Annotated in this window: 22 protein-coding genes; 17 read left to right on the top strand and 5 right to left on the bottom strand. The window is 69.5% G+C overall.

All coding sequences use genetic code 11. The features are described 5' to 3' along the window. The first annotated feature begins 131 nt into the window (after positions 1–131). The 3 genes from groES (at position 132) to EPD65_RS13485 (ending at position 3,414) form a co-directional block, all read left to right on the top strand. Complete coding sequence (gene groES, locus EPD65_RS13495) at positions 132–425, top strand: co-chaperone GroES (protein ID WP_131585020.1); 294 nt, start codon at positions 132–134, stop codon at positions 423–425. Then, positions 425–2,062: a chaperonin GroEL gene (groL, locus tag EPD65_RS13490; protein ID WP_131585018.1), complete on the top strand. Its 1,638-nt coding sequence runs from the start codon at positions 425–427 to the stop codon at positions 2,060–2,062. Before groES ends, groL begins: the two co-directional genes overlap by 1 nt. Positions 2,063–2,238: 176 nt before the next feature. Then, positions 2,239–3,414 (top strand): sensor histidine kinase, encoded by a 1,176-nt coding sequence (locus EPD65_RS13485; protein WP_207891557.1) that lies wholly within the window; start codon positions 2,239–2,241, stop codon positions 3,412–3,414. Between the two features lie 109 nt (positions 3,415–3,523). Here the strand turns inward: EPD65_RS13485 and EPD65_RS13480 are convergent, their stop codons facing one another. Next, positions 3,524–4,174: a TetR/AcrR family transcriptional regulator gene (locus EPD65_RS13480; protein ID WP_243640597.1), complete on the bottom strand. Its 651-nt coding sequence runs from the start codon at positions 4,172–4,174 to the stop codon at positions 3,524–3,526. A gap of 117 nt (positions 4,175–4,291) precedes the next feature. Between EPD65_RS13480 and EPD65_RS13475 the strand changes: the two genes are divergently transcribed. From EPD65_RS13475 to guaA, 10 genes are all read left to right on the top strand, one after another. Then, a complete protein-coding gene (locus EPD65_RS13475; protein ID WP_131585014.1) occupies positions 4,292–5,203 on the top strand; it encodes a sterol desaturase family protein in 912 nt (303 codons plus the stop codon). 114 nt (positions 5,204–5,317) lie between these two features. Further along, positions 5,318–6,199 carry a GNAT family N-acetyltransferase gene (locus EPD65_RS13470; protein WP_131585012.1) on the top strand — a complete coding sequence of 294 codons (882 nt, stop codon included), beginning with the start codon at positions 5,318–5,320 and terminating at the stop codon, positions 6,197–6,199. Positions 6,200–6,291: 92 nt separating this feature from the next. Then, positions 6,292–7,794, top strand: coding sequence for an IMP dehydrogenase (gene guaB, locus EPD65_RS13465; protein WP_131585010.1), 1,503 nt, complete (start codon positions 6,292–6,294; stop codon positions 7,792–7,794). Positions 7,795–7,864: 70 nt separating this feature from the next. Next, positions 7,865–8,233 (top strand): RNA-binding S4 domain-containing protein, encoded by a 369-nt coding sequence (locus EPD65_RS13460; RefSeq protein WP_131585008.1) that lies wholly within the window; start codon positions 7,865–7,867, stop codon positions 8,231–8,233. A 44-nt stretch (positions 8,234–8,277) separates the two neighbouring features. Further along, positions 8,278–10,041, top strand: a complete 1,764-nt coding sequence (locus tag EPD65_RS13455; RefSeq protein ID WP_131585006.1) for a hydroxysqualene dehydroxylase — start codon at positions 8,278–8,280, stop codon at positions 10,039–10,041. A 38-nt stretch (positions 10,042–10,079) separates the two neighbouring features. Further along, on the top strand, positions 10,080–11,189 hold the full coding sequence (locus tag EPD65_RS13450; protein WP_131585004.1) for a GuaB3 family IMP dehydrogenase-related protein: 1,110 nt from the start codon (positions 10,080–10,082) through the stop codon (positions 11,187–11,189). Between the two features lie 76 nt (positions 11,190–11,265). After that, positions 11,266–13,002, top strand: a complete 1,737-nt coding sequence (locus EPD65_RS13445; protein WP_131585002.1) for a glycerol-3-phosphate dehydrogenase/oxidase — start codon at positions 11,266–11,268, stop codon at positions 13,000–13,002. A 98-nt stretch (positions 13,003–13,100) separates the two neighbouring features. Next, positions 13,101–14,729, top strand: a complete 1,629-nt coding sequence (locus tag EPD65_RS13440) for a succinic semialdehyde dehydrogenase (RefSeq protein WP_131585000.1) — start codon at positions 13,101–13,103, stop codon at positions 14,727–14,729. Continuing rightward, the gene (locus EPD65_RS13435; RefSeq protein WP_131584998.1) at positions 14,726–16,447 is read left to right on the top strand and encodes a GMC oxidoreductase; all 1,722 of its coding nucleotides are present in this window, start codon (positions 14,726–14,728) and stop codon (positions 16,445–16,447) included. Before EPD65_RS13440 ends, EPD65_RS13435 begins: the two co-directional genes overlap by 4 nt. Before the next feature lie 344 nt (positions 16,448–16,791). After that, the gene (gene guaA / locus EPD65_RS13430) at positions 16,792–18,366 is read left to right on the top strand and encodes a glutamine-hydrolyzing GMP synthase (protein ID WP_131584996.1); all 1,575 of its coding nucleotides are present in this window, start codon (positions 16,792–16,794) and stop codon (positions 18,364–18,366) included. A 150-nt stretch (positions 18,367–18,516) separates the two neighbouring features. On the opposite strand, the gene EPD65_RS16350 is transcribed toward guaA, so the two are convergent. Beyond that, positions 18,517–18,681 carry a hypothetical protein gene (locus EPD65_RS16350; RefSeq protein WP_165873010.1) on the bottom strand — a complete coding sequence of 55 codons (165 nt, stop codon included), beginning with the start codon at positions 18,679–18,681 and terminating at the stop codon, positions 18,517–18,519. Positions 18,682–18,712: 31 nt separating this feature from the next. Then, positions 18,713–19,096, bottom strand: a complete 384-nt coding sequence (locus tag EPD65_RS13425) for a carboxymuconolactone decarboxylase family protein (protein WP_131584994.1) — start codon at positions 19,094–19,096, stop codon at positions 18,713–18,715. 115 nt (positions 19,097–19,211) lie between these two features. Here EPD65_RS13425 and EPD65_RS13420 point away from each other — a divergent pair, with 115 nt between their 5' ends. Genes EPD65_RS13420 through EPD65_RS13405 form a run of 4 tightly spaced genes read left to right on the top strand, consistent with a single transcriptional unit; the run spans position 19,212 to position 21,762 of the window. Continuing rightward, complete coding sequence (locus EPD65_RS13420; protein WP_131584992.1) at positions 19,212–19,472, top strand: metal-sensitive transcriptional regulator; 261 nt, start codon at positions 19,212–19,214, stop codon at positions 19,470–19,472. A gap of 56 nt (positions 19,473–19,528) precedes the next feature. Beyond that, the gene (locus EPD65_RS13415) at positions 19,529–20,524 is read left to right on the top strand and encodes a hypothetical protein (RefSeq protein WP_131584990.1); all 996 of its coding nucleotides are present in this window, start codon (positions 19,529–19,531) and stop codon (positions 20,522–20,524) included. A gap of 46 nt (positions 20,525–20,570) precedes the next feature. Continuing rightward, positions 20,571–21,107, top strand: coding sequence for a UBP-type zinc finger domain-containing protein (locus EPD65_RS16605; RefSeq protein ID WP_131584988.1), 537 nt, complete (start codon positions 20,571–20,573; stop codon positions 21,105–21,107). A gap of 10 nt (positions 21,108–21,117) precedes the next feature. Further along, complete coding sequence (locus EPD65_RS13405) at positions 21,118–21,762, top strand: MBL fold metallo-hydrolase (RefSeq protein WP_131584986.1); 645 nt, start codon at positions 21,118–21,120, stop codon at positions 21,760–21,762. Between the two features lie 54 nt (positions 21,763–21,816). Here EPD65_RS13405 and EPD65_RS13400 read toward each other — a convergent pair whose 3' ends face one another. After that, on the bottom strand, positions 21,817–22,266 hold the full coding sequence (locus EPD65_RS13400; protein ID WP_131584984.1) for a hypothetical protein: 450 nt from the start codon (positions 22,264–22,266) through the stop codon (positions 21,817–21,819). An 89-nt stretch (positions 22,267–22,355) separates the two neighbouring features. Continuing rightward, on the bottom strand, positions 22,356–22,913 hold a 558-nt coding region (locus tag EPD65_RS13395), incomplete at its 5' end, for an isochorismate synthase (RefSeq protein ID WP_207891556.1).

The raw sequence follows: 22,913 nt of genomic DNA, 5'->3' as shown, positions 1-22,913 counted from the left end.
CTCGTCCTGAGTGTGCCAACGCTTGCGACACGGTGCGACCCCCGCGACGGCGCTCTGGTTCGCAGGCGAAGACTTCGCCGCGGGCGCCCGCCCGACGGCATCCGGCACAACGTGGAAAGTGGAGGTCGACCGTGTCGATCAACATCAAGCCCCTCGAGGACCGCATCATCGTCAAGCAGGTCGAGGCCGAGCAGACCACCGCCTCCGGCCTGGTCATCCCGGACACCGCCAAGGAGAAGCCCCAGGAGGGCGAGGTCCTGGCCATCGGTCCGGGTCGCATCGACGACAACGGCAACCGCGTCCCGCTCGACGTGGCCGTCGGCGACAAGGTCATCTACTCGAAGTACGGCGGCACCGAGGTCAAGTACGCCGGTGGCGAGTACCTCATCCTGAGCGCCCGCGACATCCTCGCGGTCATCGGCTGATGCCGAAGATCCTCGCGTTCGACGAGGACGCGCGCCGCTCGCTCGAGCGCGGCGTCGACGCCCTCGCCAACGCCGTCAAGGTGACGCTCGGCCCCAAGGGTCGCTACGTCGTCCTCGACAAGAAGTGGGGCGCCCCGACCATCACCAACGACGGTGTCACCGTCGCGCGTGAGATCGAGCTGGACGACCCGTTCGAGAACCTTGGTGCGCAGCTCACCAAGGAGGTCGCGACCAAGACCAACGACGTCGCCGGTGACGGCACCACGACGGCGACGGTCCTGGCGCAGGCGATGGTGCACGAGGGCCTGCGGGCCGTCGCCGCCGGCGCCAACCCGATGGGTCTCAAGCGCGGCATGGACGCCGCGGCCGCCAAGGTCTCCGAGGCGCTGCTCGAGGCCGCCCGTGAGGTCGACTCGCGCGAGGACATGGCCAACGTGGCCACGATCTCGAGTCGTGACAGCCTCATCGGCGACCTGCTGGCCGACGCCTTCGACAAGGTCGGCAAGGACGGTGTCATCACCGTCGACGAGTCCAACACGATGGGCACCGAGCTCGAGTTCACCGAGGGCATGCAGTGGGACAAGGGCTACACGTCCCCGTACTTCGTGACCGACCCGGAGCGTATGGAGGCCGTCCTCGACGACCCCTACATCCTGATCAACCCCGGCAAGATCTCCTCCATCCAGGAGCTCCTGCCGATCCTCGAGAAGGTCATGCAGACGGGCAAGCCGCTCGTGATCATCGCCGAGGAGGTCGAGGGCGAGGCTCTGTCGACGCTCGTCGTCAACAAGATCCGCGGTACGTTCAATGCCGTCGTGGTCAAGGCCGCCGGTTTCGGTGACCGCCGCAAGCAGATCATGCAGGACATCGCGATCCTGACCGGTGGTCAGGTCATCGCGTCCGAGGTGGGCCTCAAGCTCGACCAGATCGACCTGGACGTCCTGGGTCGCGCGCGCCGCGTCGTGGCGACCAAGGACAACACCACGATCGTCGAGGGTGCCGGCGACGCCGCTGCCGTCGAGGGTCGCGTCAACCAGATCAAGATGGAGATCGAGAAGTCCGACTCCGACTGGGACACCGAGAAGCTGCAGGAGCGCCTGGCCAAGCTGGCCGGCGGCGTCTGCGTCATCAAGGTGGGTGCCGCGACCGAGGTCGAGCTCAAGGAGAAGAAGCACCGGATCGAGGACGCCGTCTCCGCGACGCGCGCCGCGATCGAGGAGGGCATCGTCGCCGGTGGCGGCTCGGCGCTCATCCACGCGGTCTCCGTGCTCGCTGACGACCTCGGCCTCGAGGGCGACGAGGCGGCGGGCGTGCGCATCGTGCGCAAGGCTGCCGACGAGCCGCTCCGCTGGATCGCCGAGAACGGTGGCGACAACGGCTACGTCGTGACCACCAAGGTCCGCGAGGGCGGGGCTGCCAACGGCACGTCGTACGGCTTCAACGCCGCGACCGGCGAGTACGGCGACCTGGTCGCCCAGGGCGTCCTCGACCCGGTCAAGGTCACCCGCTCGGCCCTGGTCAACGCGACGTCCATCGCGGCCATGCTGCTGACGACCGAGACCCTGGTCGTCGAGAAGCCGGTCGACGAGGAGCCCGAGGCTGCCGGCCACGGGCACGGCCACGGCCACGGTCACTGATCGACCGAGGGCTCACGCTCCAGGCGGGGCCGGGAACCATGCACCTGCGTGGTCTCCCGGCCCCGTTCGGCATTTCCCACGCACGTCGACGTGGTCGCGCGTAGGCCGAAAGGATCGGCGGAAACCCTACGAAAGGCTGACGCGGCGGATGATTCGTCCCTTTTAGGGTTGGGCGCGTGAAGGACCCTGCCGCGACCGGACAGCTGCTGACCTCGGTGATCGAGCGACTCTCGACCGCCGACTCGGTCGAGCGCGTGACGTCGATCGTCGCCCGAGCCGTTCGTGACCTGATGGACGCCGACGGCGCGACGTTCGTGCTGCGCGAGGACGAGAAGTGCTTCTACGCCGACGAGGACGCGGTGGGTCCGCTCTGGAAGGGGCTGCGCTTCCCGCTCACGGCCTGCGTGAGCGGCTGGGCGATGCTGCATCGGGAGTCCGTGGTCATCCCCGACATCTACGTCGACGAGCGGGTGCCTCACGACGCCTACCGTCCGACGTTCGTGCAGAGCATGGCGATGGTGCCGATCCGGCGCGAGGCCCCGATCGGTGCGCTCGGCGCCTACTGGAGCGAGCCCCACGAGCCGTCGGCCGAGCAGGTGCGGCTCGTCGAGGTGCTGGCCAACAGTGCGGCCGTCGCCCTGGAGAACCTCGAGCTCCGCGGTGCCGTCGTACGCCGGGCGGCTGAGCGCGATCACCTCGAGTCGGCCGTGCACACGCTGGTGCACGATCTGCGCAACCCGCTCTTCGCGATGCTCGGCTGCGCGGAGCTGCTGGTGGATGAGACCGACCCCGACGTCGTCCGCGAGTTCGCCCGCACGATCCTGCGGTCCGGGCAGCGGCTCGACGCGCAGATCGACCGGATGCTCGCGGTCTACCGGATCACCCACGCCGAGCTCCGGCCGGAGGCCGTCGACCTGACGGCGCTCGCCGACGAGATCGCCCAGCCCCTCCTGCGTGGGGCCGGTCGGGACGTCGACCTCGACATCGAGGACGGGATGCGCGCGCACCTCGACCCGGTGATGGCGGACCTGATGCTGCGCAACCTGCTCGACAACGCCTTCAAGTACACGGGTCGGCAGGAGGCGCCGCGGATCCGTCTCGCCCGGACCTCCGCTGGCCCGCGCCAGGACACCTTCGTCGTCGCGGACAACGGCGCCGGCTTCGATCCGCTGCGGACCGACGATCTCTTCCGCCCGCTGACCAGGCTGCACGACAGCCGCGACTTCCCCGGCACGGGTCTGGGTCTGGCCTCGGTGGCCCGGATTGTCGAGCTCCACGGTGGCGCGATCCGTGCCGAGGGGCGCGTCGGCCAGGGAGCGTCGTTCTACCTCTCGCTGCCGAACGCCGCCTGAGCGCCCCGCCAAAGTGTCAGGCTGAACCTTCTGCAGGATCTGACACTTCCGAACTGTCAGGCTGGGCGAAAGTGTCAGCCTGACAGTTTCGCGCAGGCGGCCGGACGGGTCAGCCCAGCGCCGTGCCGGCGAGGTCGAGCTCGCCGAAGACCGTGGTGAAGATCCGCAGGCAGCGCTGCGTCATCTCCTCGGGGGAGTCGCCGGGGTGGTCGAGCCACCAGTTGACCAGCGAGCGGAAGATCGACTCCCAGGCGGCGCGCATGGCGTCGATGTCGAGGTCGTCGTGGTTGCCGGAGAGGTGCATCAGCTCGGCGACGCCCTCGCGACCGAAGTCGATGATGCGGCGTTCGTGCTCCGCGAGCCAGGCCTGGGCTTCGCCCTCGCGAGGTGCCGTCGCGTCGAAGACCACGCGCCACAGCCACGGCCGCGGCTCGAGCAGGCGGAACATGCCGTCGAGAGTGACGGCCGCGCGCGCGAAGCCGATCGTGCCGGAGGCCGCCGTCCGCTCGATCTCGCTGACGAGTACGCCGGAGGCGTGCTGCACGCAGGCGACGTGCAGGCCGTCCTTGGACCCGAAGTAGTTGTAGATCAGCGGCTTGGAGATGCCCGCGGACTCGGCGACATCGGCGACCGAGGTGCCGATGTAGCCACGCTCGCCGAAGAGGCGGCAGCCCGCCTCGACGATCTGCGCCTCCCGCTCGGGGCGCGCGACGCCCTTGGTGCCGGCGTTCGGTCGAGGGGTGCGGGTGGCGCTGCTCACGGAGGAGAGTCTAGACATGGCATATGACCCGGGGTTAACTTACTCAAGAGTCATATAGCCTCGACAGGCTCGATCCCGCAGTCGACACTGGACTGACCAGAGAAACCCGGAGACCCGATGTACGACCTCGACCAGGTGCTGTCGCTGCAGCACAACCCGGTGGCCTACGCCATCCCGTTCTTCCTGCTCTCGATCGTGCTCGAGATCGCCGCGATGACCTGGCTCGACGACGAGGGCGTCGCTGCCGGCACCAAGCCGCGGACCGGCTACAAGAGCCGCGACTTCTGGGCCTCGATCTCGATGGGCCTCGGCTCGATCTTCTGGCTGACCGTCTTCAAGGTGCTGACGTTCTTCCTCTACCAGTGGGTCTACCTCAACGTGGCGCCGATCCAGTGGGGGACCGGCAGCATCGGCTACTGGGTCGCCGCGATGCTCGCGCTCGACCTGGCGTTCTACTGCACGCACCGGTTCGTCCACGAGCACAACATCGGCTGGACCGCGCACCAGTCGCACCACTCCAGCGAGTACATGAACTTCGGCACCGCGCTCCGGCAGAAGTGGAACCCGTGGTTCGACCTCTTCTTCTTCCTCCCGCTGCCGCTCCTCGGCTTCGCGCCGTGGACCCTCTACGTCTGCTTCAGCGTCAACCTGGTCTGGCAGTTCTTCACGCACACCGAGCTGATCGGCAAGCTCCCGCGCTGGTTCGAGTTCATCTTCAACACCCCGTCGCACCACCGCGTCCACCACGGCTCCGACGAGATCTACCTCGACCGCAACTACGCCGGCATCCTGATCATCTGGGACCGCATGTTCGGCACGTTCCAGGAGGAGATCCAGCGCCCGACGTACGGCCTCACGTACAAGGTCGAGACCTTCAACACCTTCAAGCTGGAGTACGCCGCGTTCGGCGCCCTGCTGCGCCAGGTCCGCAACGCCGCCAGCTGGCGTGACCGCTGGGGCTACGTCTGGGGCCCTCCGGGCTGGGCGCCGGCGGAGCAGGTCGAGTCCGAGAAGCAGCCCGCCGCCTGAGGCGGTGAGGTTGCACAGGCGAAACATTCCCGACCCGGGGCGGCAATCCCGGTCTGTCACGGTGGCTGTGTCCCCTTCGAGGGGGCAAGCACCGTCGACCTGAGGGAGATCGTCATGCTGTGGAGAGTTCGCGCCACCCTTCCGGACCAGCCCGGAACGCTCGCAGTCCTTGCGCAGAACTGCGGCGAAGCCGGCGTCAACATTCTCGGCCTGCAGATCTTCCCCGGTGTCGACACGGTGACCGACGAGCTCATTCTGCGTACGCCGTCAGGGTGGAGCGAGGCCGACCTCGCACGGCTCGTCGAGAAGTCAGGAGGCACCGAAGCCTCCGCCGTCCGCTGCACGGAGAACGCCCTCGTCGACCAGCCGACCCGCTACGTCCGGGCCGCCCGGGCGATCGCGGGGCACCCGGCGTCGTTCCCGGAGATCGTGGCGAAGCTCTTCGACGCCGAGCCCGAACGCCGTGACGGCGGCCCGGAGCAGGACGTCATGGACCTCGCGGTCGGTGACGTGCGCGTGCAGATCCACCGGACCGCGCCGTTCACGCCGACGGAGATCGCCCGCGGGACCGCGTTGGCTGACCTGGTCGGCGACGTGATGTCGCGGATGTTCAAGCCCGATGTGGTGCGCGTTCCGGACCGGAGCGCGGGCGGGCCGTCGTTCGAGATCAAGCCGGACGGTGTGGTGGCGGTGCTCGACGGCGTCACGGTCGCCACGGCGCGGCTGCGTCCCACCGAGGAGGCGGGTGCGCTCGAGCTCTCGCTGCGCGTCATCCCCGACTTCCAGCGTCGCGGGATCGGCCAGCGGATGCTGCGCGAGGTGGCCCGGAAGGCGCTGGCCGACGAGGCCACGACCCTCGTCATGACCACCGGCGTCGACAACCAGGCGGTCCTGCCGATGGTCCTCTCGGCCGGCCTGCGTGGCCGGATCCGGATGGCCGCGGAGACGCTCACCGTCCGGGTGCCCCTGCGCGACCTGAAGCAGGTCCCAGCCTGACGCCCGACGCGCCCTCGGGGGCGGTTGCCGTGGGCTGTCCGTGTGGGCCAGCCCATGTCGAATCGCCTCCGGCGGCCCCATAGAATGGCGCAATGGAGCTCCCCGACAAGTTTGCTGCACTCGGCCTCACGTACGACGACGTCCTGCTGCTGCCGGGGGAGTCGGACCTCAACCCCGCCGACATCGACACCACGTCGAAGCTCACGCGGGAGATCTCGCTGAAGGTCCCGCTCATCTCCGCAGCGATGGACACCGTCACCGAGTCGCGCATGGCGATCGCCATGGCGCGCCAGGGCGGCATCGGCATCCTGCACCGCAACCTCTCGACCGAGGAGCAGGCCTACCAGGTCGACCTGGTCAAGCGGACCCAGACCGGCATCATCTCCAACCCGGTCACGATCACCGCTGACAAGACGCTCGAGCAGCTCGACGCGATCTGTGGCGAGTACCGCGTGTCCGGCCTGCCGGTCGTCGACACCGACAACAACCTCGTCGGCATCATCACCAACCGCGACCTCCGGTTCACGCCGGTGGCCGAGTGGTCGACCACCAAGGTCGACGAGGTGATGACACGCATGCCGCTCATCACCGGGCCCGCCGGCATCTCGCGCGACGACGCGACGATGCTGCTGCGCAAGCACAAGCTCGAGCGCCTCCCGCTGATCGACGCCAACGGCAAGCTCGTCGGCCTGATCACGGTCAAGGACTTCGTCAAGGGCGAGCAGTTCCCCGACGCCTCGCGTGACGCGGACGGCCGACTTCTCGTGGGTGCCGCCGTCGGCTACTTCGGCGACGCCTGGGAGCGCGCGAACACCCTGGTCGAGGCCGGCGTTGACGTCCTGGTCGCCGACACCGCGCACGGCCACGTGCACCTCCTGCTCGACATGGTCCGCAAGCTGAAGAACGACCCGGCCACCAAGCACGTCCAGGTCATCGGCGGCAACGTCGCGACCCGCGCCGGCGCGCAGGCGTTCGTCGACGCCGGTGCTGACGCGGTCAAGGTCGGCTTCGGACCCGGCTCGATCTGCACCACCCGCGTCGTCACCGGTTGTGGCGTCCCGCAGGTCACCGCGGTCTACGAGGCGTCACTCGCGGCGACCCCGGCCGGCGTTCCGGTCATCGCCGACGGTGGTCTGCAGCAGTCCGGCGACATCGCCAAGGCGCTGGTCGCCGGTGCCTCGACCGTCATGATCGGCTCGATGCTCGCGGGCACCGAGGAGTCGCCGGGCGAGATCGTCTTCCACCAGGGCAAGCAGTTCAAGACCTACCGCGGCATGGGCTCGCTGGGCGCCATGTCCTCGCGTGGCAAGAAGTCCTACTCCAAGGACCGCTACTTCCAGGCCGAGGTCACCAGCGACGACAAGATCGTGCCCGAGGGTGTCGAGGGCCGGGTGGCCTACCGCGGCCCGCTCGCCGCCGTCACGCACCAGCTCGTCGGTGGCCTGCAGCAGTCGATGTTCTACGTCGGCGCGCGCACCGTCCCGGACCTGCAGACCAAGGGTCAGTTCATCCGGATCACGTCGGCCTCCCTCAAGGAGAGCCACCCGCACCACATCGAGATGACCGTCGAGGCGCCCAACTACTCGGCGCGCTGACCACGCTCGCACGAAGGCCCGGTGTCCCAGGACGCCGGGCCTTCGGCGTTCGCGGGGCTAGCCTCGGCACATGAGCGAGGGGAGCGTCCGCGTCGACGCCTGGTGCTGGGCGGTGCGGCTCTACAAGAGCCGCTCGCAGGCGACCGCCGGCGCCAAGGCCGGCCACATCCGGATCAACGGCGTGCGCGCCAAGGCGTCGCAGCCGGTCAAGGTCGGCGACGAGGTCCGTGTCTACACGGATCGTGAGCACCTGGTGATCGTGAAGCAGCTGCTGGTCAAGCGGGTCGGCGCGCCCGTCGCAGTCCTCGCCTGCGAGGACCGCACGCCCGCCCTGCCGCCGAAGGAGCAGCGTGCGGCGCCGGTCTTCGCCCGTGAGCGCGGAGCCGGGCGACCCACCAAGCGCGAACGCCGCGAGCTCGACGAGCTGCGCGGCCGCTGACCCGATGGCGTGACCGATCACGACTACTGGCGTTGTCATCTGATGTGAACACGTCGAAGCAGCAGATCTCGCGCCGCAGCGTCCTGGCCACCTCCGGGGTTGCCGCCGCAGCGGCCGCCGTCGTCCCGTCGCCCGCGCTCGGTGCGGTGACGAAGAAGAAGGTCGCCATCCTGGGCGGAGGCATGGCCGGCCTGTCGGCGGCGTTCGAGCTGATCGAACGCGGCTACGAGGTGACCGTCTACGAGCGCAACCAGCTCGGCGGCAAGGCGCGCAGCATCCCGGTCGCGGGCACGGCCGCGGGCGGTCGGCTGCCGCTGCCGGGCGAGCACGGCTTCCGGTTCTTCCCCGGCTTCTACAAGCACGTGCCCGACACGATGTCGCGGATCCCGTTCGCCGACAACAAGCACGGCGTCAAGGACAACCTCGTGCCGGCACCGGTGCCCTACTTCCCGCGATCGGGCGGTCGTAACGACGCCCAGCTGTTCGGCTTCATCCCGGATCCGCGCGACCTCAAGACGCCCGAGGCGCTGCAGCGGCTGATCCGCGACGAGTGGCTCGGCGGTCAGGAGCTGTCACCGGTCGAGGCGTCGTACTTCGCCTCCCGTGTGCTGGTCTACCTGTCCAGCTGCGACGCCCGCCGCATGGGCCAGTGGGAGAAGACCTCCTGGTGGGACTTCGTCGGCGCGGCCAAGCGCTCCAAGGAGTACCAGCAGGTCGCCGCACGCGGCCTGACGCGCGCGCTCGTCGCTGCCAAGGAGGAGATCGCCAGCACCCGCACGATCGGCAACATGGCCGAGGCGTTCATCTACGCGCTGGCCGGCCTCGGCACGACCGGTCACGCCGACCAGGTGCTCGACGGCCCGACCAACGAGGTCTGGATCGACCCGTGGGTCGCCCTGCTGCGGCAGAAGGGCGTGAAGTTCGTGACCGGTGCGACGGTCACCGGCCTCACCGTCGGCGCCGGGAAGATCAGTGGCGCACGGGCACGACGGGCCGACGGCACGACGTTCGCGATCACCGCTGACTGGTACGTCAGTGCCATGCCCGTCGAGCGTCTCGCGAAGCTGCTCACCGCTCCGGTGCTCGGGCTCGACCCGTCGCTCTCGCGCCTGCACAACCTCTTCGTGGACTGGATGAACGGCCTGCAGATCTTCCTCAAGCGGCCGCTCAACATCACCAAGGGCCACATCGCCTTCATGGACTCGCCGTGGTCGATCACCGGCCTCACGCAGGGTCAGTTCTGGGAGAAGAACTTCGCGGCGACGTACGGCGACGGCACCGCGGTCGACTGTCTCTCCATCGACATCTCGGACTGGACGACCCCCGGCATCCTCTACGGCAAGACCGCCAAGGAATGCACGCGCCAGGAGGTCTTCAACGAGGCGTGGGCCCAGATGAAGGCGGCGCTGGAGGACACCGGCAGCTCGGTCCTGCCCGACGACATCGTCCACTCGTGGCACCTCGACCCGGGCATCCAGTTCCACGCCTCGACGGGGGAGAACACCAACGAGGAGCCGCTCCTGGTCAACACCGTGGACTCCTGGAAGGACCGCCCGACCTCGACGACGAAGATCCCGAACTTCTTCCTCGCCGGCGACTTCGTGCGCACCAACATCGACCTCGCGACCATGGAGGGCGCCAACGAGTCGGGCCGCACGGCCGCCAACGCGATCCTCGACGCGTCCGGATCGACCGCGACCCGCGCGAAGATCATGAAGATGTACCGGCCGATCGAGTGGGAGGCGTTCAAGCTCATCGACGCCACCCGCTACAAGCTCGGTCAGAAGAACCTCTTCGACGTCGGCTGACGGCGTACGACGGCTGGTGCTGCCTCTAGACTGCCCCGGTGACTGAGATCGAGATCGGCCGCGCCAAGCGTGCTCGCCGCGCGTACTCCTTCGACGACATCGCGATCGTGCCCTCGCGGCGCACGCGCGACCCCGAGGAGGTCAGCGTTGCGTGGCAGATCGACGCGTACCGCTTCGACCTGCCGGTCGTCGCCGCGCCGATGGACTCGGTCATGTCGCCATCGAGCGCGATCGCGCTGGGCAAGCTCGGTGGTCTGGGCGTCCTCAACCTCGAGGGTCTCTGGACCCGCTACGAGGACCCGACCGCGCTGCTCGCCGAGGTCGCGGGCCTGCGGGGCCTCGACGCGACCCGCCGCATGCAGGAGATCTACGCCGAGCCGATCAAGCCCGAGCTGATCACCGCGCGCCTGCGCGAGATCCGGGAGTCCGGCGTCACCGTCGCTGGCTCGCTGTCACCGCAGCGCACCAAGGAGTTCGCCAAGTGCGTCGTCGACGCGGGCGTCGACATGTTCGTCATCCGCGGCACGACCGTCTCGGCGGAGCACGTGAGCAGCCAGGCGGAGCCGCTGAACCTCAAGGAGTTCATCTACGAGCTCGACGTCCCGGTCATCGTCGGTGGCTGCGCGACGTACACCGCGGCCCTGCACCTGATGCGCACCGGCGCCGCCGGCGTACTGGTCGGGTTCGGTGGCGGCGCCGCCCACACCACCCGCACGGTGCTCGGCGTCGCGGTCCCGATGGCCTCCGCCGTCGCCGACGTCGCCGCTGCCCGTCGCGACTACCTCGACGAGTCAGGCGGTCGCTACGTGCACGTCATCGCCGACGGATCGATCGGCCGCTCGGGTGACATCGCCAAGGCGATCGCCTGCGGCGCGGACGCGGTCATGGTGGGTTCGCCCTTCGCGCGTGCGTCCGACGCGCCGGGCGCCGGCTTCCACTGGGGCACCGAGGCGCACCACGAGGAGCTGCCGCGCGGTGAGCGCGTCGAGTTCGGCACGGTCGGCACCATGGAGGAGGTCCTCCTCGGACCGTCCCGCGTCGCCGACGGCACGATGAACCTCATCGGCGCGCTGAAGCGCTCGATGGCCACGACCGGCTACACGGAGCTCAAGGAGTTCCAGCGCGTCGAGATCGTCGTCAACTCCTGACCTTCGTACGCCGAAACCCGGGTCTCGCCGCGGCGAAACCCGGGTTTCGACGTGTGTGGGGGAGTAGACAAGGGGCATGGGTAACGCCAGTGCGCTGAGTCCGGAGGCGCGGGAGACCGCGCTCGAGCAGCTGGGCACGCCCGGCAACGAGGTCGACGTCCTCGTCGTCGGCGGTGGCATCACGGGAGTCGGAGCCGCGCTCGACGCGGTCACGCGCGGTCTCACCACCGGGCTGATCGAGCAGCGCGACCTCGCCTCCGGCACGTCGAGCCGGAGCAGCAAGCTGGTCCACGGAGGTCTCCGCTACCTCGAGATGATGGACTTCGCGCTGGTCAGGGAGGCGCTGCACGAGCGCGGACTGCTGCTCACCCGGCTCGCTCCGCACCTGGTCAGGCCGGTCCCGTTCCTCTACCCGTTGACCCGTCGCGGCTGGGAGCGGCCGTACGTCGGAGCCGGCCTCGCCTTCTACGACGCGATGGCCAAGTTCGGCGCCCTCGCTGAGAACGGCGGCGACATGGGCCTCCCGCGGCACCGGCACCTCAGTCGCAAGGCGGTGGCGCGGATCGCCCCCGACTTCAAGGCCTCCAAGCTCGCGGGCGCGATCCAGTACTACGACGCGCAGGTCGACGACGCCCGACTGGTGATGACCGTCGCCCGCACCGCTGCGGCGCACGGAGCGCAGATCGCCACCCGCACGGCGTGCATCGGCTTCATCCGCGAGGGGGAGCGGGTCGTCGGGGTGAAGGCGTTCGACCTGGAGAAGGAGGAGGTCTTCGAGATCCGGGCCCGCGTCATCGTCAACGCCGCCGGGGTCTGGACCGACGAGATCCAGGAGCTCGTCGGTGGCCGTGGCTCCTTGCACGTCAAGGCCAGCAAGGGCATCCACATCGTCGTCCCGCGCGACCGGATCCGGTCGGAGTCGGGCTTCATCGTCCGCACCGAGACGTCGGTGCTCTTCGTGATCCCGTGGGGCCGGCACTGGATCATCGGCACGACGGACACCGCCTGGGACCTCGACCGGGCGCACCCCGCCGCGAGCCGCACGGACATCGACTACATCCTCGAGCACGTCAACCGGATCCTGCGCGAGCCGCTCGACCACGATGACGTCGAGGGCGTGTACGCCGGGTTGCGGCCGCTGCTCTCCGGCGAGTCCGAGCCGACCAGCCGGATCAGCCGCGAGCACACCGTGGTCACGCCGGTGCCGGGCCTGGTGATGATCGCCGGCGGCAAGCTCACGACGTACCGGGTGATGGCGAAGGATGCGATCGATGCGGCCAGCCACTCGCTGCGCAGCGGTGGCTCGCCGATGGTGCGCGACTCGATCACCGACCGGGTGCCGCTCGTCGGCGCCGACGGCTACGAGACCCGCGCCAACCAGCGGGTCATGCTGGCCCGCCGCAGTGGACTGCACCTGGCCCGGATCGACCACCTGCTCGGTCGTCACGGCGGCCGCATCGACGACATCCTCGACCTGATCGCGGACCGGCCCGACCTCTCCGCCCCGCTCGCGGGCGCGGAGGACTACCTGGCTGCCGAGGTGGTCCACGCGGTGACCCACGAGGGCGCCCGCCACCTCGACGACGTGCTGGTGCGGCGTACGCGGATCTCGATCGAGACGTTCGACCGGGGCGTCGGGGCGGCACCCGAGGTGGCGCGCCTGATCGGCGAGCTCCTGGGGTGGACCGAGGATCGCCTCGCGGCCGAGGTGGACCACTACCGCCGACGCGTCGAGGCGGAGCGGCAGAGCCAGAAGATGCTGACCGACCAGGAGGCGGACGAGGCCCGCGTCAGCCTCCCGGACCTCATCTGAGGACCCGCTGGACAGTTGACATCTCCACGGAGAGTGTAAAAAGTCTCACACCTGTTGAACGCTGGTTAATGAGACATCGTGTCGCCTACCCTCGACCCATGAGCGCACGCAGCAACGAGCCGTCCGAGAACAAGGGCACGGTCGACGGACCGCACGACCCCGAGCACAACATCGAGGGCTCCTACGCCCTCGACCCGCAGTACGTCGCGTCGCTGACCGATCAGCTCCTCGCGACCTCGGGCAACGTGGTCCCGTCGGTGTCGCCGATCAACGGCCAGCCGCTCGGCGTCATCCCGCAGTCCTCGATCGACGACGTGACGTCCGCCTTCACCCGTGCGCGTGCCGCGCAGGCGAAGTGGGCCCGCACCTCGATCGACGAGCGTGCCGCGATCCTGATGCGCTTCCACGACCTCGTCCTGGCCAACGCCGACGAGATCATGGACATCGCCGTCTGGGAGTCCGCGAAGGCGCGTCGCGACGCGTACAACGAGGTCTTCCACGTCGCGCTGACCGCGCGTTACTACGCGCGCACCGCGCACCGTCACCTGGACACCCAGCGTCGTCAGGGTGTCCTCCCGGGCCTCACCCGCATCGACCTCAACCGCGTGCCCAAGGGCGTCGTCGGCATCATCTCGCCGTGGAACTACCCGTTCACGATGGCGATGTCGGACGGCATCCCGGCGCTCATGGCCGGCAACGCCGTCGTCGCCAAGGCCGACAGCCAGACCATGCTCACCGCCCTCGTCGGCGTGAAGCTGCTCCGTGAGGCCGGCTTCCCCGAGGACCTGTGGATCCCGGTCGCGGGCCCCGGCTCGAAGGTCGGCACCGCGATCATCGAGCGCGCCGACTACATCTGCTTCACCGGCTCGACCGCGACCGGCAAGCGCGTTGCCGCCGGCTGCGCCGAGCGCCTGATCAACTGCTCGCTCGAGCTCGGTGGCAAGAACCCGATCGTCATCCTCGAGGACGCCAACATCGAGCGCGCCTCCGAGGGCGCCGTGCGTGCGACGTACTCCAACGCGGGTCAGCTCTGTGTCTCCACCGAGCGCATGTTCGTGGCCGACAAGATCTACGACCGCTTCGTGGGCCGCTTCGTCGCCCGCACCGAGGCGATGACGCTGGGTGCCGGCCAGGACTGGGCCATCGACATGGGCTCGCTCATCTCGCAGGACCAGCTCGACACCGCTCTCGCGCACATCGAGGACGCCGTCTCCAAGGGCGCCACGGTGCTCACCGGCGGCAAGCACCGCCCCGACATCGCGCCGTACTTCCTCGAGCCGACGATCCTCGAGGGCGTCACGCCCGAGATGGACATCTACGCCAACGAGACGTTCGGCCCGGTCATCTCGGTCTACCGCTTCCACGAGGAGACCGAGGCGATCGCGCTCGCCAACGAGGGCTGCTACGGCCTCAACGCGTCCGTCTGGACCAAGGACGCCAAGCGCGGCCGCGCCATCGCCCGCGAGATCAAGGCCGGCACGGTCAACATCAACGAGGCGTACGCGGCGACGTTCGGCAGCCTCGAGGCGCCGATGGGCGGCATGCGCGAGTCTGGCCTCGGTCGTCGCCAGGGCGCCGAGGGCATCCACCGCTACACCGAGGTGCAGTCCGTCGGCACGCAGCGGCTGCTGCCTCTCGCCGCGATCGGTCCGCTCAACAACAAGCAGTGGGCCGGCATCCAGACGCTGAACGAGAAGCTCATGTCCAAGCTGGGCCGCACCTCGTGAGCGGTCAGCACTACGACGTCCTGGTCATCGGGTCCGGCTTCGGCGGCTCGGTCTCGGCGCTGCGCCTGACCGAGAAGGGCTACAAGGTCGGCGTTCTCGAGGCCGGTGCGCGCTTCCGCGACGAGGACTTCGCCAAGACCTCGTGGGACCTGAAGAAGTTCCTCTTCAACCCCGCGATCGGCGCCTACGGCATCCAGCGCATCGACATGGTCAAGGACTGCCTGATCCTCGCCGGCGCGGGTGTCGGTGGTGGCTCGCTGGTCTACGCCAACACGCTCTACGAACCCCTCGACGCGTTCTACAAGGACCGCTCGTGGGCGCACATCACCGACTGGAAGTCCGAGCTCGCGCCGTACTACGACCAGGCCAAGCGGATGCTGGGCGTCGTCACGAACCCGTGCGAGACCGCCTCCGACCGTGAGGTCGCGCGCGTGGCCGAGCAGTTCGGCACCGCCGACTCGCTGCACATGACGCCGGTCGGCGTCCTGTTCGGTGGCGAGGACGGTCGCGACGGCGGCAAGGACGTCGAGGACCCGTACTTCGGCGGCGTCGGCCCGGCTCGTACGACGTGCACCAACTGTGGCGAGTGCATGACTGGCTGCCGTCACGGTGCGAAGAACACCCTCGTCAAGAACTACCTCTACCTGGCCGAGCAGGCCGGTGCCGAGGTGCACCCGCTGACGACGGTCACCGACGTGCGTCCGAAGGTCGGCGGCGGCTACACCGTCACCGCGCGCTGGACGAAGGCGAAGCTGTCGCGCAAGACCGCGGTCAAGACCTTCACAGCGGACCACGTCATCTTCGCCGCTGCTGCGCTGGGCACCCAGAAACTGCTGCACAAGCTCAAGGACGAGGGCTCGCTGCCGAAGGTCTCCGACCGCATCGGTGTCCTCACCCGCACCAACTCGGAGTCGATCCTCGGTGTGATCTCCGAGCGTGGCTCCGACGTCGACTTCACCGACGGCGTCGCGATCACGTCGTCGTGGCACCCCGACGAGGTCACCCACATCGAGCCGGTGCGCTACGGCAAGGGCTCCAACGCCATGGCCCTCATGCAGACCGTGCTCTCCGACGGTGGTCCGGGCCGCTTCGGTCGCTGGGCGAAGGACTACGCCAAGCTCTTCCTCAACCCGAAGAACGTCACCAACCTGTACGACGTGAAGCACTGGTCCGAGCGGGTCGTGATCCTGCTGGTCATGCAGACGCTCGACAACTCGATCACCACGCGCCGGGTCAAGCTGCCCGGTGGTGGCTCGTTCATGACGTCGAAGCAGGGTCACGGCGGCGAGAACCCGTCGTGGATCCCGGTCGCCAACGAGGCCGCACGCCAGATGGCGGACAACCTCAACGGTGTCGCGGGCGGCACGATCGGCGAGCCGTTCAACATCCCGCTCACCGCGCACTTCATCGGTGGCTGCACGATCGGTGACTCGGCGGAGACCGGTGTCGTCGACCCGTTCCACCGGATGTACGGCTACGAGGGCCTGCACATCATGGACGGCTCCACGATCTCGGCGAACCTGGGTGTCAACCCGTCGCTGACGATCACCGCCCAGGCTGAGCGGGCGCTGTCGTTCTGGCCGAACAAGGGCGAGGCCGACACCCGCCCCGCCCAGGGCGAGGCCTACCAGCGGATCTCCGCGGTCCAGCCGAAGAACCCGGTCGTCCCCGAGGCCGCTCCGGCGGCCCTGCGGCTGCCGATCGTCGGCGTGAGCTGACATGATCTGACGTCACCTGCGTCCCACGCGCCCCACGGAGCGGCCCGCGTACGGCCCGGCCCCGAGTCTTTCGGGGCCGGGCCGTAACGCGTCCTAGGGGAGGTCGTTGCACCGGGTGGGCCCGGAGAGTCTTGCTCCCTCCCATACCGGGTCCCATGTCCGCGCTGTTCCACGAAAGCGTGGATGGTCAGGACCCCGCCACCCTCCCTCCCCGGCGGGGTCCTGACGCGTTCAGACCCGGGTTTTGCCGCGTCGAGCCCCGGGTTTTGGCGTGTTGAGTCGCGGGTTGTGGCCAGACCGGGACGGCGTCCGGGAGGGCGGCGTACGGACGATAGAATCCGCGCGTGACTGAGACTTCTGCGCACGACCTCGTCCTCGTCGTCGACTTCGGGGCGCAGTACGCCCAGCTGATCGCGCGGCGTGTCCGCGAGGCCAAGGTCTACTCCGAGATCGTGCCGCACACGCTGCCCGTCGCCGAGATGCTGGCGAAGAAGCCGAAGGCGATCATCCTCTCCGGCGGTCCGTCGTCGGTCTACGAGGACGGCGCTCCCTCGCTCAACGGTGAGCTCTTCACCGGCGAGGTCCCGGTCTTCGGCATGTGTTACGGCTTCCAGACCATGGCGCAGGCGCTCGGCGGCAAGGTCGACGCGACCGGCCTGCGCGAGTACGGCCGTACGCCGGTCACCGTCCTCGAGCCGGGCACGCTGCTCGCCGGGATGCCGACCACCCACAACATCTGGATGTCGCACGGCGACCAGGTCGTCGCGGCGCCCGAGGGCTTCACCGTCCTCGCCTCGACCGAGGTCACCCCGGTCGCGGCGTTCGAGGACGTCGCCCGCGGCTACGCCGGCGTGCAGTGGCACCCGGAGGTGCTCCACTCCGAGCACGGCCAGCAGGTCCTCGAGCACTTCCTGTGGAACATCGCCGGCTGCCGCCAGACCTGGACGATCGGCAACATCGCCGACGAGCAGATCGCGCGCATCAAGGAGCAGATCGGCACCGAGGGTCGCGCGATCTGTGGCCTCTCCGGCGGCGTCGACTCCGCCGTCGCGGCTGCCATCGTGCAGAAGGCGATCGGCGACCGCCTCACCTGCGTGTACGTCGACCACGGCCTGATGCGCAAGGACGAGACCGAGCAGGTCGAGCGCGACTTCGTGGCTGCCACGGGCGCGAAGCTGATCGTCGTCGACGCCGAGAAGCAGTTCCTCGACGCGCTCGCCGGTGTCTCCGAGCCCGAGGCCAAGCGCAAGATCATCGGCCGCGAGTTCATCCGTGCCTTCGAGGGTGCCGAGATCGAGGTCATCAAGTCGGCGCCCGAGGGCACGAAGGTCGGCTTCCTGGTCCAGGGCACGCTCTACCCGGATGTCGTCGAGTCGGGCCACGGTGCCGGCACCTCGACGATCAAGTCCCACCACAACGTCGGCGGCCTCCCGGAGGACCTCGAGTTCGAGCTGGTCGAGCCGCTGCGTGAGCTCTTCAAGGACGAGGTCCGCGCCGTGGGTGCGCAGCTCGGCCTGCCGGACGTGATCGTCCAGCGCCAGCCGTTCCCGGGTCCCGGCCTCGGCATCCGGATCATCGGTGAGGTCACCCGCGAGCGCCTCGACATCCTGCGCGATGCCGACGCGATCGCGCGCGAGGAGATGACGAAGGCCGGCCTCGATGGCTCGATCTGGCAGATGCCGGTCGTGCTGCTCGCCGACGTCCGCTCGGTCGGCGTCCAGGGTGACGGCCGCACCTACGGCCACCCGGTCGTCCTGCGCCCGGTCACCTCCGAGGACGCGATGACGGCCGACTGGGCCCGCCTGCCGTACGAGGTGCTCGAGAAGATCTCTACGCGGATCACGAACGAGGTCAAGGAGATCAACCGGGTGACGCTGGACGTGACGTCCAAGCCCCCGGGCACGATCGAATGGGAGTAGCGAGCGACCAGCGGCCGGAGGCCGCCTGGGAGTGAGCCAGCAGCAGGGGCGAAAGTGTCAGACTGACATTTTCGCCCCTGCTGACATTTCGGAGCTGTCACACGCTGCGGAACTGTCACGGAGTGACGGCGTGGATAGCCCGACGGCGGGTCAGCGGCGGGTCAGACGGCTGAGCCAGCCAGTCGTTGCCGCGGGCGCCGCATGCCCGGCGCACCAGTTCGCGGCGGGAACGACTGCCTTCACGTCGGCGACGTGCTGGCCGCAGCCGGTCCAGGTGGTCTTGCCACACTGCTTGCAGGGGACGGGGCGACACATGGTGATCTCCTTCTCGGGTCGGGTTACGTGGTCAGGCGGGGGACTCGCCGGCCTCGAGGGCGTCGGCGAACTCGCAGAACGCCTCGTACGCGCGGGCACCGTGGACGGTGGCCGGGCCGCCGTGCATCAGGAACGTGACGCCGATGGTCTCGGCCGCCTCCTGGCGGCTGGCGCCAGCGCGTGCCGCGGCCTGGCCGTGCGAGGCGATGCATCCGTCGCAGCCCTCGACGATGCCGATCGCCAGCGCGATCAGCTCCTTGGTCTTCACCTCGAGGGCGCCCGGGGCGAAGACGCCCTGGTGCAGTGCGCTCCAGCCGGCGTACGCGTCGGGGATGGCGCGGCGCAGGGCGCGGTGCTGCGGCGAGAGGTCGCGGAGGACCGCCTTCCCGTGAGGGGAGTGGGCCGTGGTGGTCATGGCGGTGCCTTCCGATGCGGTGAATAACCCCCCGGGGGGTTCTGTGTTCAGGACGGTAACATGGAACCCCCTGGGGGGATAAACTCCATGACTCCACGACAGGAGAGGTCGCGACATGAAGCTGGCGCAGGACGAGGTCAAGCCCGTCATCACCCGGATGAAGCGGGCGCACGGTCATCTGGCCACCGTCATCCGGATGCTCGAGGAGGGTGCGGACTGCGAGGACGCGCTGACCCAGCTCGCGGCGGTCAACAAGGCCCTCAGCCGCAGCGGCTTCGCGCTCGTCGCGACGGGCATGCAGGCGTGCCTGCGCGAAGAGGGTCCCGACGGCGTCGACACCGCACGGATGGAGAAGCTCTTCCTGTCGCTCGCGTGAGGCAGCCCACCCGTCCGCGGGAGCGCCGTACGCCCATGATCGGGGATCATGGGGGCATGAGCCTCGCCGAGCAGCTTCTCGACGCCCATGTCGCCCACGAGCTCGCCGCGCTGCGTGGCGACCGGTTCGAGGAGCAGGTCGTGGTCGAGATCGACCACCTGCTCGCCACGCTGGGCACGCTCCGGCTGGACCAGGTCATGCGGCGCGACCTGATCACGGACGTCGCCCTGAAGTACGTCGCGACCTTCCGCCTCCCGGGCGCGATCCCGGAGATCGCCGCGGACATCGCGGCCCGGGTGCGGAGCCACCCGGCCAACGAGGTGCCCCTCGGCGACCTCGTCGGGCGCGCCCGTGTCGCGGAGCTGGTCAGCGTCGTCGCCGAGATGCGGGGCATCCGCGAGCGGATCCTGCGCGGCATGGCGGACAACGCCACGCTGCAGTCCGGGGTCGGCGAGGTCATGCGCGGTCTGGCCATCGGCCCGCTCGCCACCGGCCGCCGGATCGCCAAGCGGGTGCCGCTCGTCAGCAGTGGCATCGACGCCGCCGAGAAGCTCGGCGCCGGCCTCCTCGACGGCGCGGACCAGCGCAGCCGCGAGGTGGCGGAGCGCGCCGCCGGCGTCCTGCTCGGCTACCTCGGCGAGAACGCCGCCGACACCGTGACCGACGACGAGCTCCGCGCCGCCGTCCTCGAGGTCTGGGACGCACTGGCGACCCGGCCGCTCAGCGAGCTGGTGGGCACGGTCAGCGAGGGCCAGCTCGTCGACGTCTTCGTCGCGATCTACCAGCTCTGGCTCGACCTGCGGACGACGCCGTACATCGCCGCGGCCGTCGCCTCGGGCGTCGAGGTCTTCTTCGACACCTACGAGTCCTTCACGCTCCACGACCTGCTCGCCGAGTTCGGGCTCGACCGCGAGGACCTCGTCGAGGAGGCGCGTCGTTTCGGCCCGCCGGTGCTCGACGCTCTGGCCGAGGCCGGCGTCCTCGAGGGCCTGATCCGCCGCCGCCTCGCCGGCTTCTACAGCTCTCCCGAGGCCAGGGCCCTCCTCGGCTGACGGGTCACACCGCGGTCAGCCGGAGGCGTCGTTCGTCGAGTGGCGAGTGTCGGCGGACCACGCGGTCGTCGAGGACCTCACGGGCCAGGTCGAGCCGTCCGTCGCGCCAGAGCGCGAGGAGCAGCGTCTCCTCGACGATCTCGCGCTGGGCTGCGGAGCCGCCGACGGTCGCGAGCGCGGGCGCGTGCTCGAGATCCGCAGCGCCGGGACGGTGCCGTCGGAGGTCGTACGCCAGGTGCTCGCGATGCTCGACGTGGAGGAGTCGGTGCTGCTCACCGCGACCGCTGAGCGGGCACGGGTGATCAGCTCCACGGGTCTGCGCCAGAGCGGTGCGGACTGCGTCCACCTGCGTGCCGCGCCCGTCGTCGTCACGACGGGCACCGCCTGCGAGGAGTGTCTGGCCGATGGCCGCTCGTGGGTGTCGCTGCGCGAGTGCCTGGCCTGCGGCCACACCGGCTGCTGCGACTCGTCAGCGGGCCAGCACGCGACCGCGCACTTCCACGCGACCGGGCATCCGGTCATCCAGTCTGCCGAGGCGGATGAGGACTGGCGCTGGTGCTACCTCGACCACACGACGGCGTAGCGTCGGGCCCATGAAGATCGTGAAATTCGGTCACGCCTGCGTCCGGATCGAGCACGAGGGTCGGGTCCTCGTCATCGACCCCGGCGTCTGGACCAGCGCGGAAGCGATCGACGGTGCCGACGCCGTCCTGATCACCCACGAGCACGCCGATCACGTGAACGCCGACCTGCTGCGGCGTACCGACGCGGAGGTGTTCACCATCGCCGGCGTCGCGGACCTGCTGGCTGCTGAAGCCCCCGACGTCCGCGAGCGGGTGACGGTGCTGCGGCCCGGCACCGGCTTCACCGCCGCCGGGTTCCAGGTCGAGACCGTCGGCGAGATGCACGCCGAGATCCACCACGAGATCCCGCGCATCCACAACAGCGGGTATCTCGTGAGCGACGGGCACACCCGGCTCTTCCACCCGGGTGATGCGCTGACGGCGCCGGGGGAGCACGTCGACGTGCTCTGCCTGCCGGTGAGTGCCCCGTGGCTGAAGGTCTCCGAGGCGATCGACTTCGCGCGGGGCGTCGGCGCGGCACACAACCTCGCGATCCACGACGAGGTCTACAGCGCGCGCGGCCTCGGCGCGGTGGACGCGCATCTGGGGCGCTTCCTCGGCGCGGCCGGCCTCGACTACGCCCGGGTTGCGGAGGCGACCGAGCTCAGCTGGTGAAACGCGCGCGGCCACGACCCGGAGGGGTCGCGGCCGCGCGTCGTACGCCGAAGGTCAGCTGCCGCAGGCAGGAAGGCCGAGATCCATCGCCATCTTGTTGGCCTTGGTGAAGGCCTTCGGGGTCATGCCGTACTTCCAGTCCGCCTCGACCTTGGCGATCTGCGCGTTGACCTCGGTCAGCATCGCGTCGACCTGGGCCTTGAGCTCGGCCGGCGGGGTCAGAGCCTCGATCTTGGAGATGACCTTCTTCGTCGTGGGCAGGACCGTGTCGTTGGTGAAGGCCTCGAGCGCGGCGGCGTCAGGGGAGTCCCCGAGCGTCTGGCTGGCCTTGTCGATGGATGCGTTCATACCGGCACAGAGGGCGTCGGCCTGCTTGAGGTACTCCGCCTTCGTCAGCGTGGAGGGCGACGGGCTGGCGGTGTCCTTCGCGGACGTGTCCGATCCGCCGCAGGCGGCGAGTGACAGGGCGCTGACGGCGACGAGGGCGACGGCAAGCTTCTTCATGAAGGCTCCTGGGTTCGCAGGTCCGACGCCGGCCGGCGTCACGCCGGAGACTAGGCGGAGCTGCGGCCCGCCGCCACGATTCCGGCGGTTCAGCTGGTGAGCGCGTCGCGCACCGGCACGAACTTCGCCTGCGACTCGGCGAGCTCGGCCTGCGGGTCGGAGCCACCGACGATGCCGCAGCCGGCGAAGAGGCGCACGGTCGCGCCGTCGATCACGCCCGAGCGCAGGGCGATGCCCCACTCGCCGTCACCGGTGGCATCCATCCAGCCGACCGGAGCGGCGTAGCGGCCCCGATCCATGCCCTCGATCTCGCTGATCAGGGCGCGCGCGACCGGCGTCGGGGTGCCGCCGACAGCGGCGGACGGGTGCAGCGCGGCGGCCAGCTCGAGGGACGACTCCCCGTCGCGGGCGACACCCGCGACGTCGGTCGCCAGGTGCAGCACGTTGGGTAGGTGCAGGACGAACGGCGTCTCGGGCACGTTCATCGACGAGCAGTACGGCTCGAGCGCCTCGGCGACCGACCGGACGGCGTACTCGTGCTCCTCGAGGTCCTTGCTCGAGTGGGCGAGCATCGCGGCCAGCGCGAGGTCGCGCTCGTCGTCACCGGTACGCCGGATGGTGCCGGCGAGCACGCGGGAGGTGACCAG

It is taken from the genome of Nocardioides jejuensis, assembly GCF_004337475.1.
Lineage (GTDB): Bacteria > Actinomycetota > Actinomycetes > Propionibacteriales > Nocardioidaceae > Nocardioides > Nocardioides jejuensis.
This window is presented reverse-complemented; position numbering and strand designations above follow the sequence as displayed.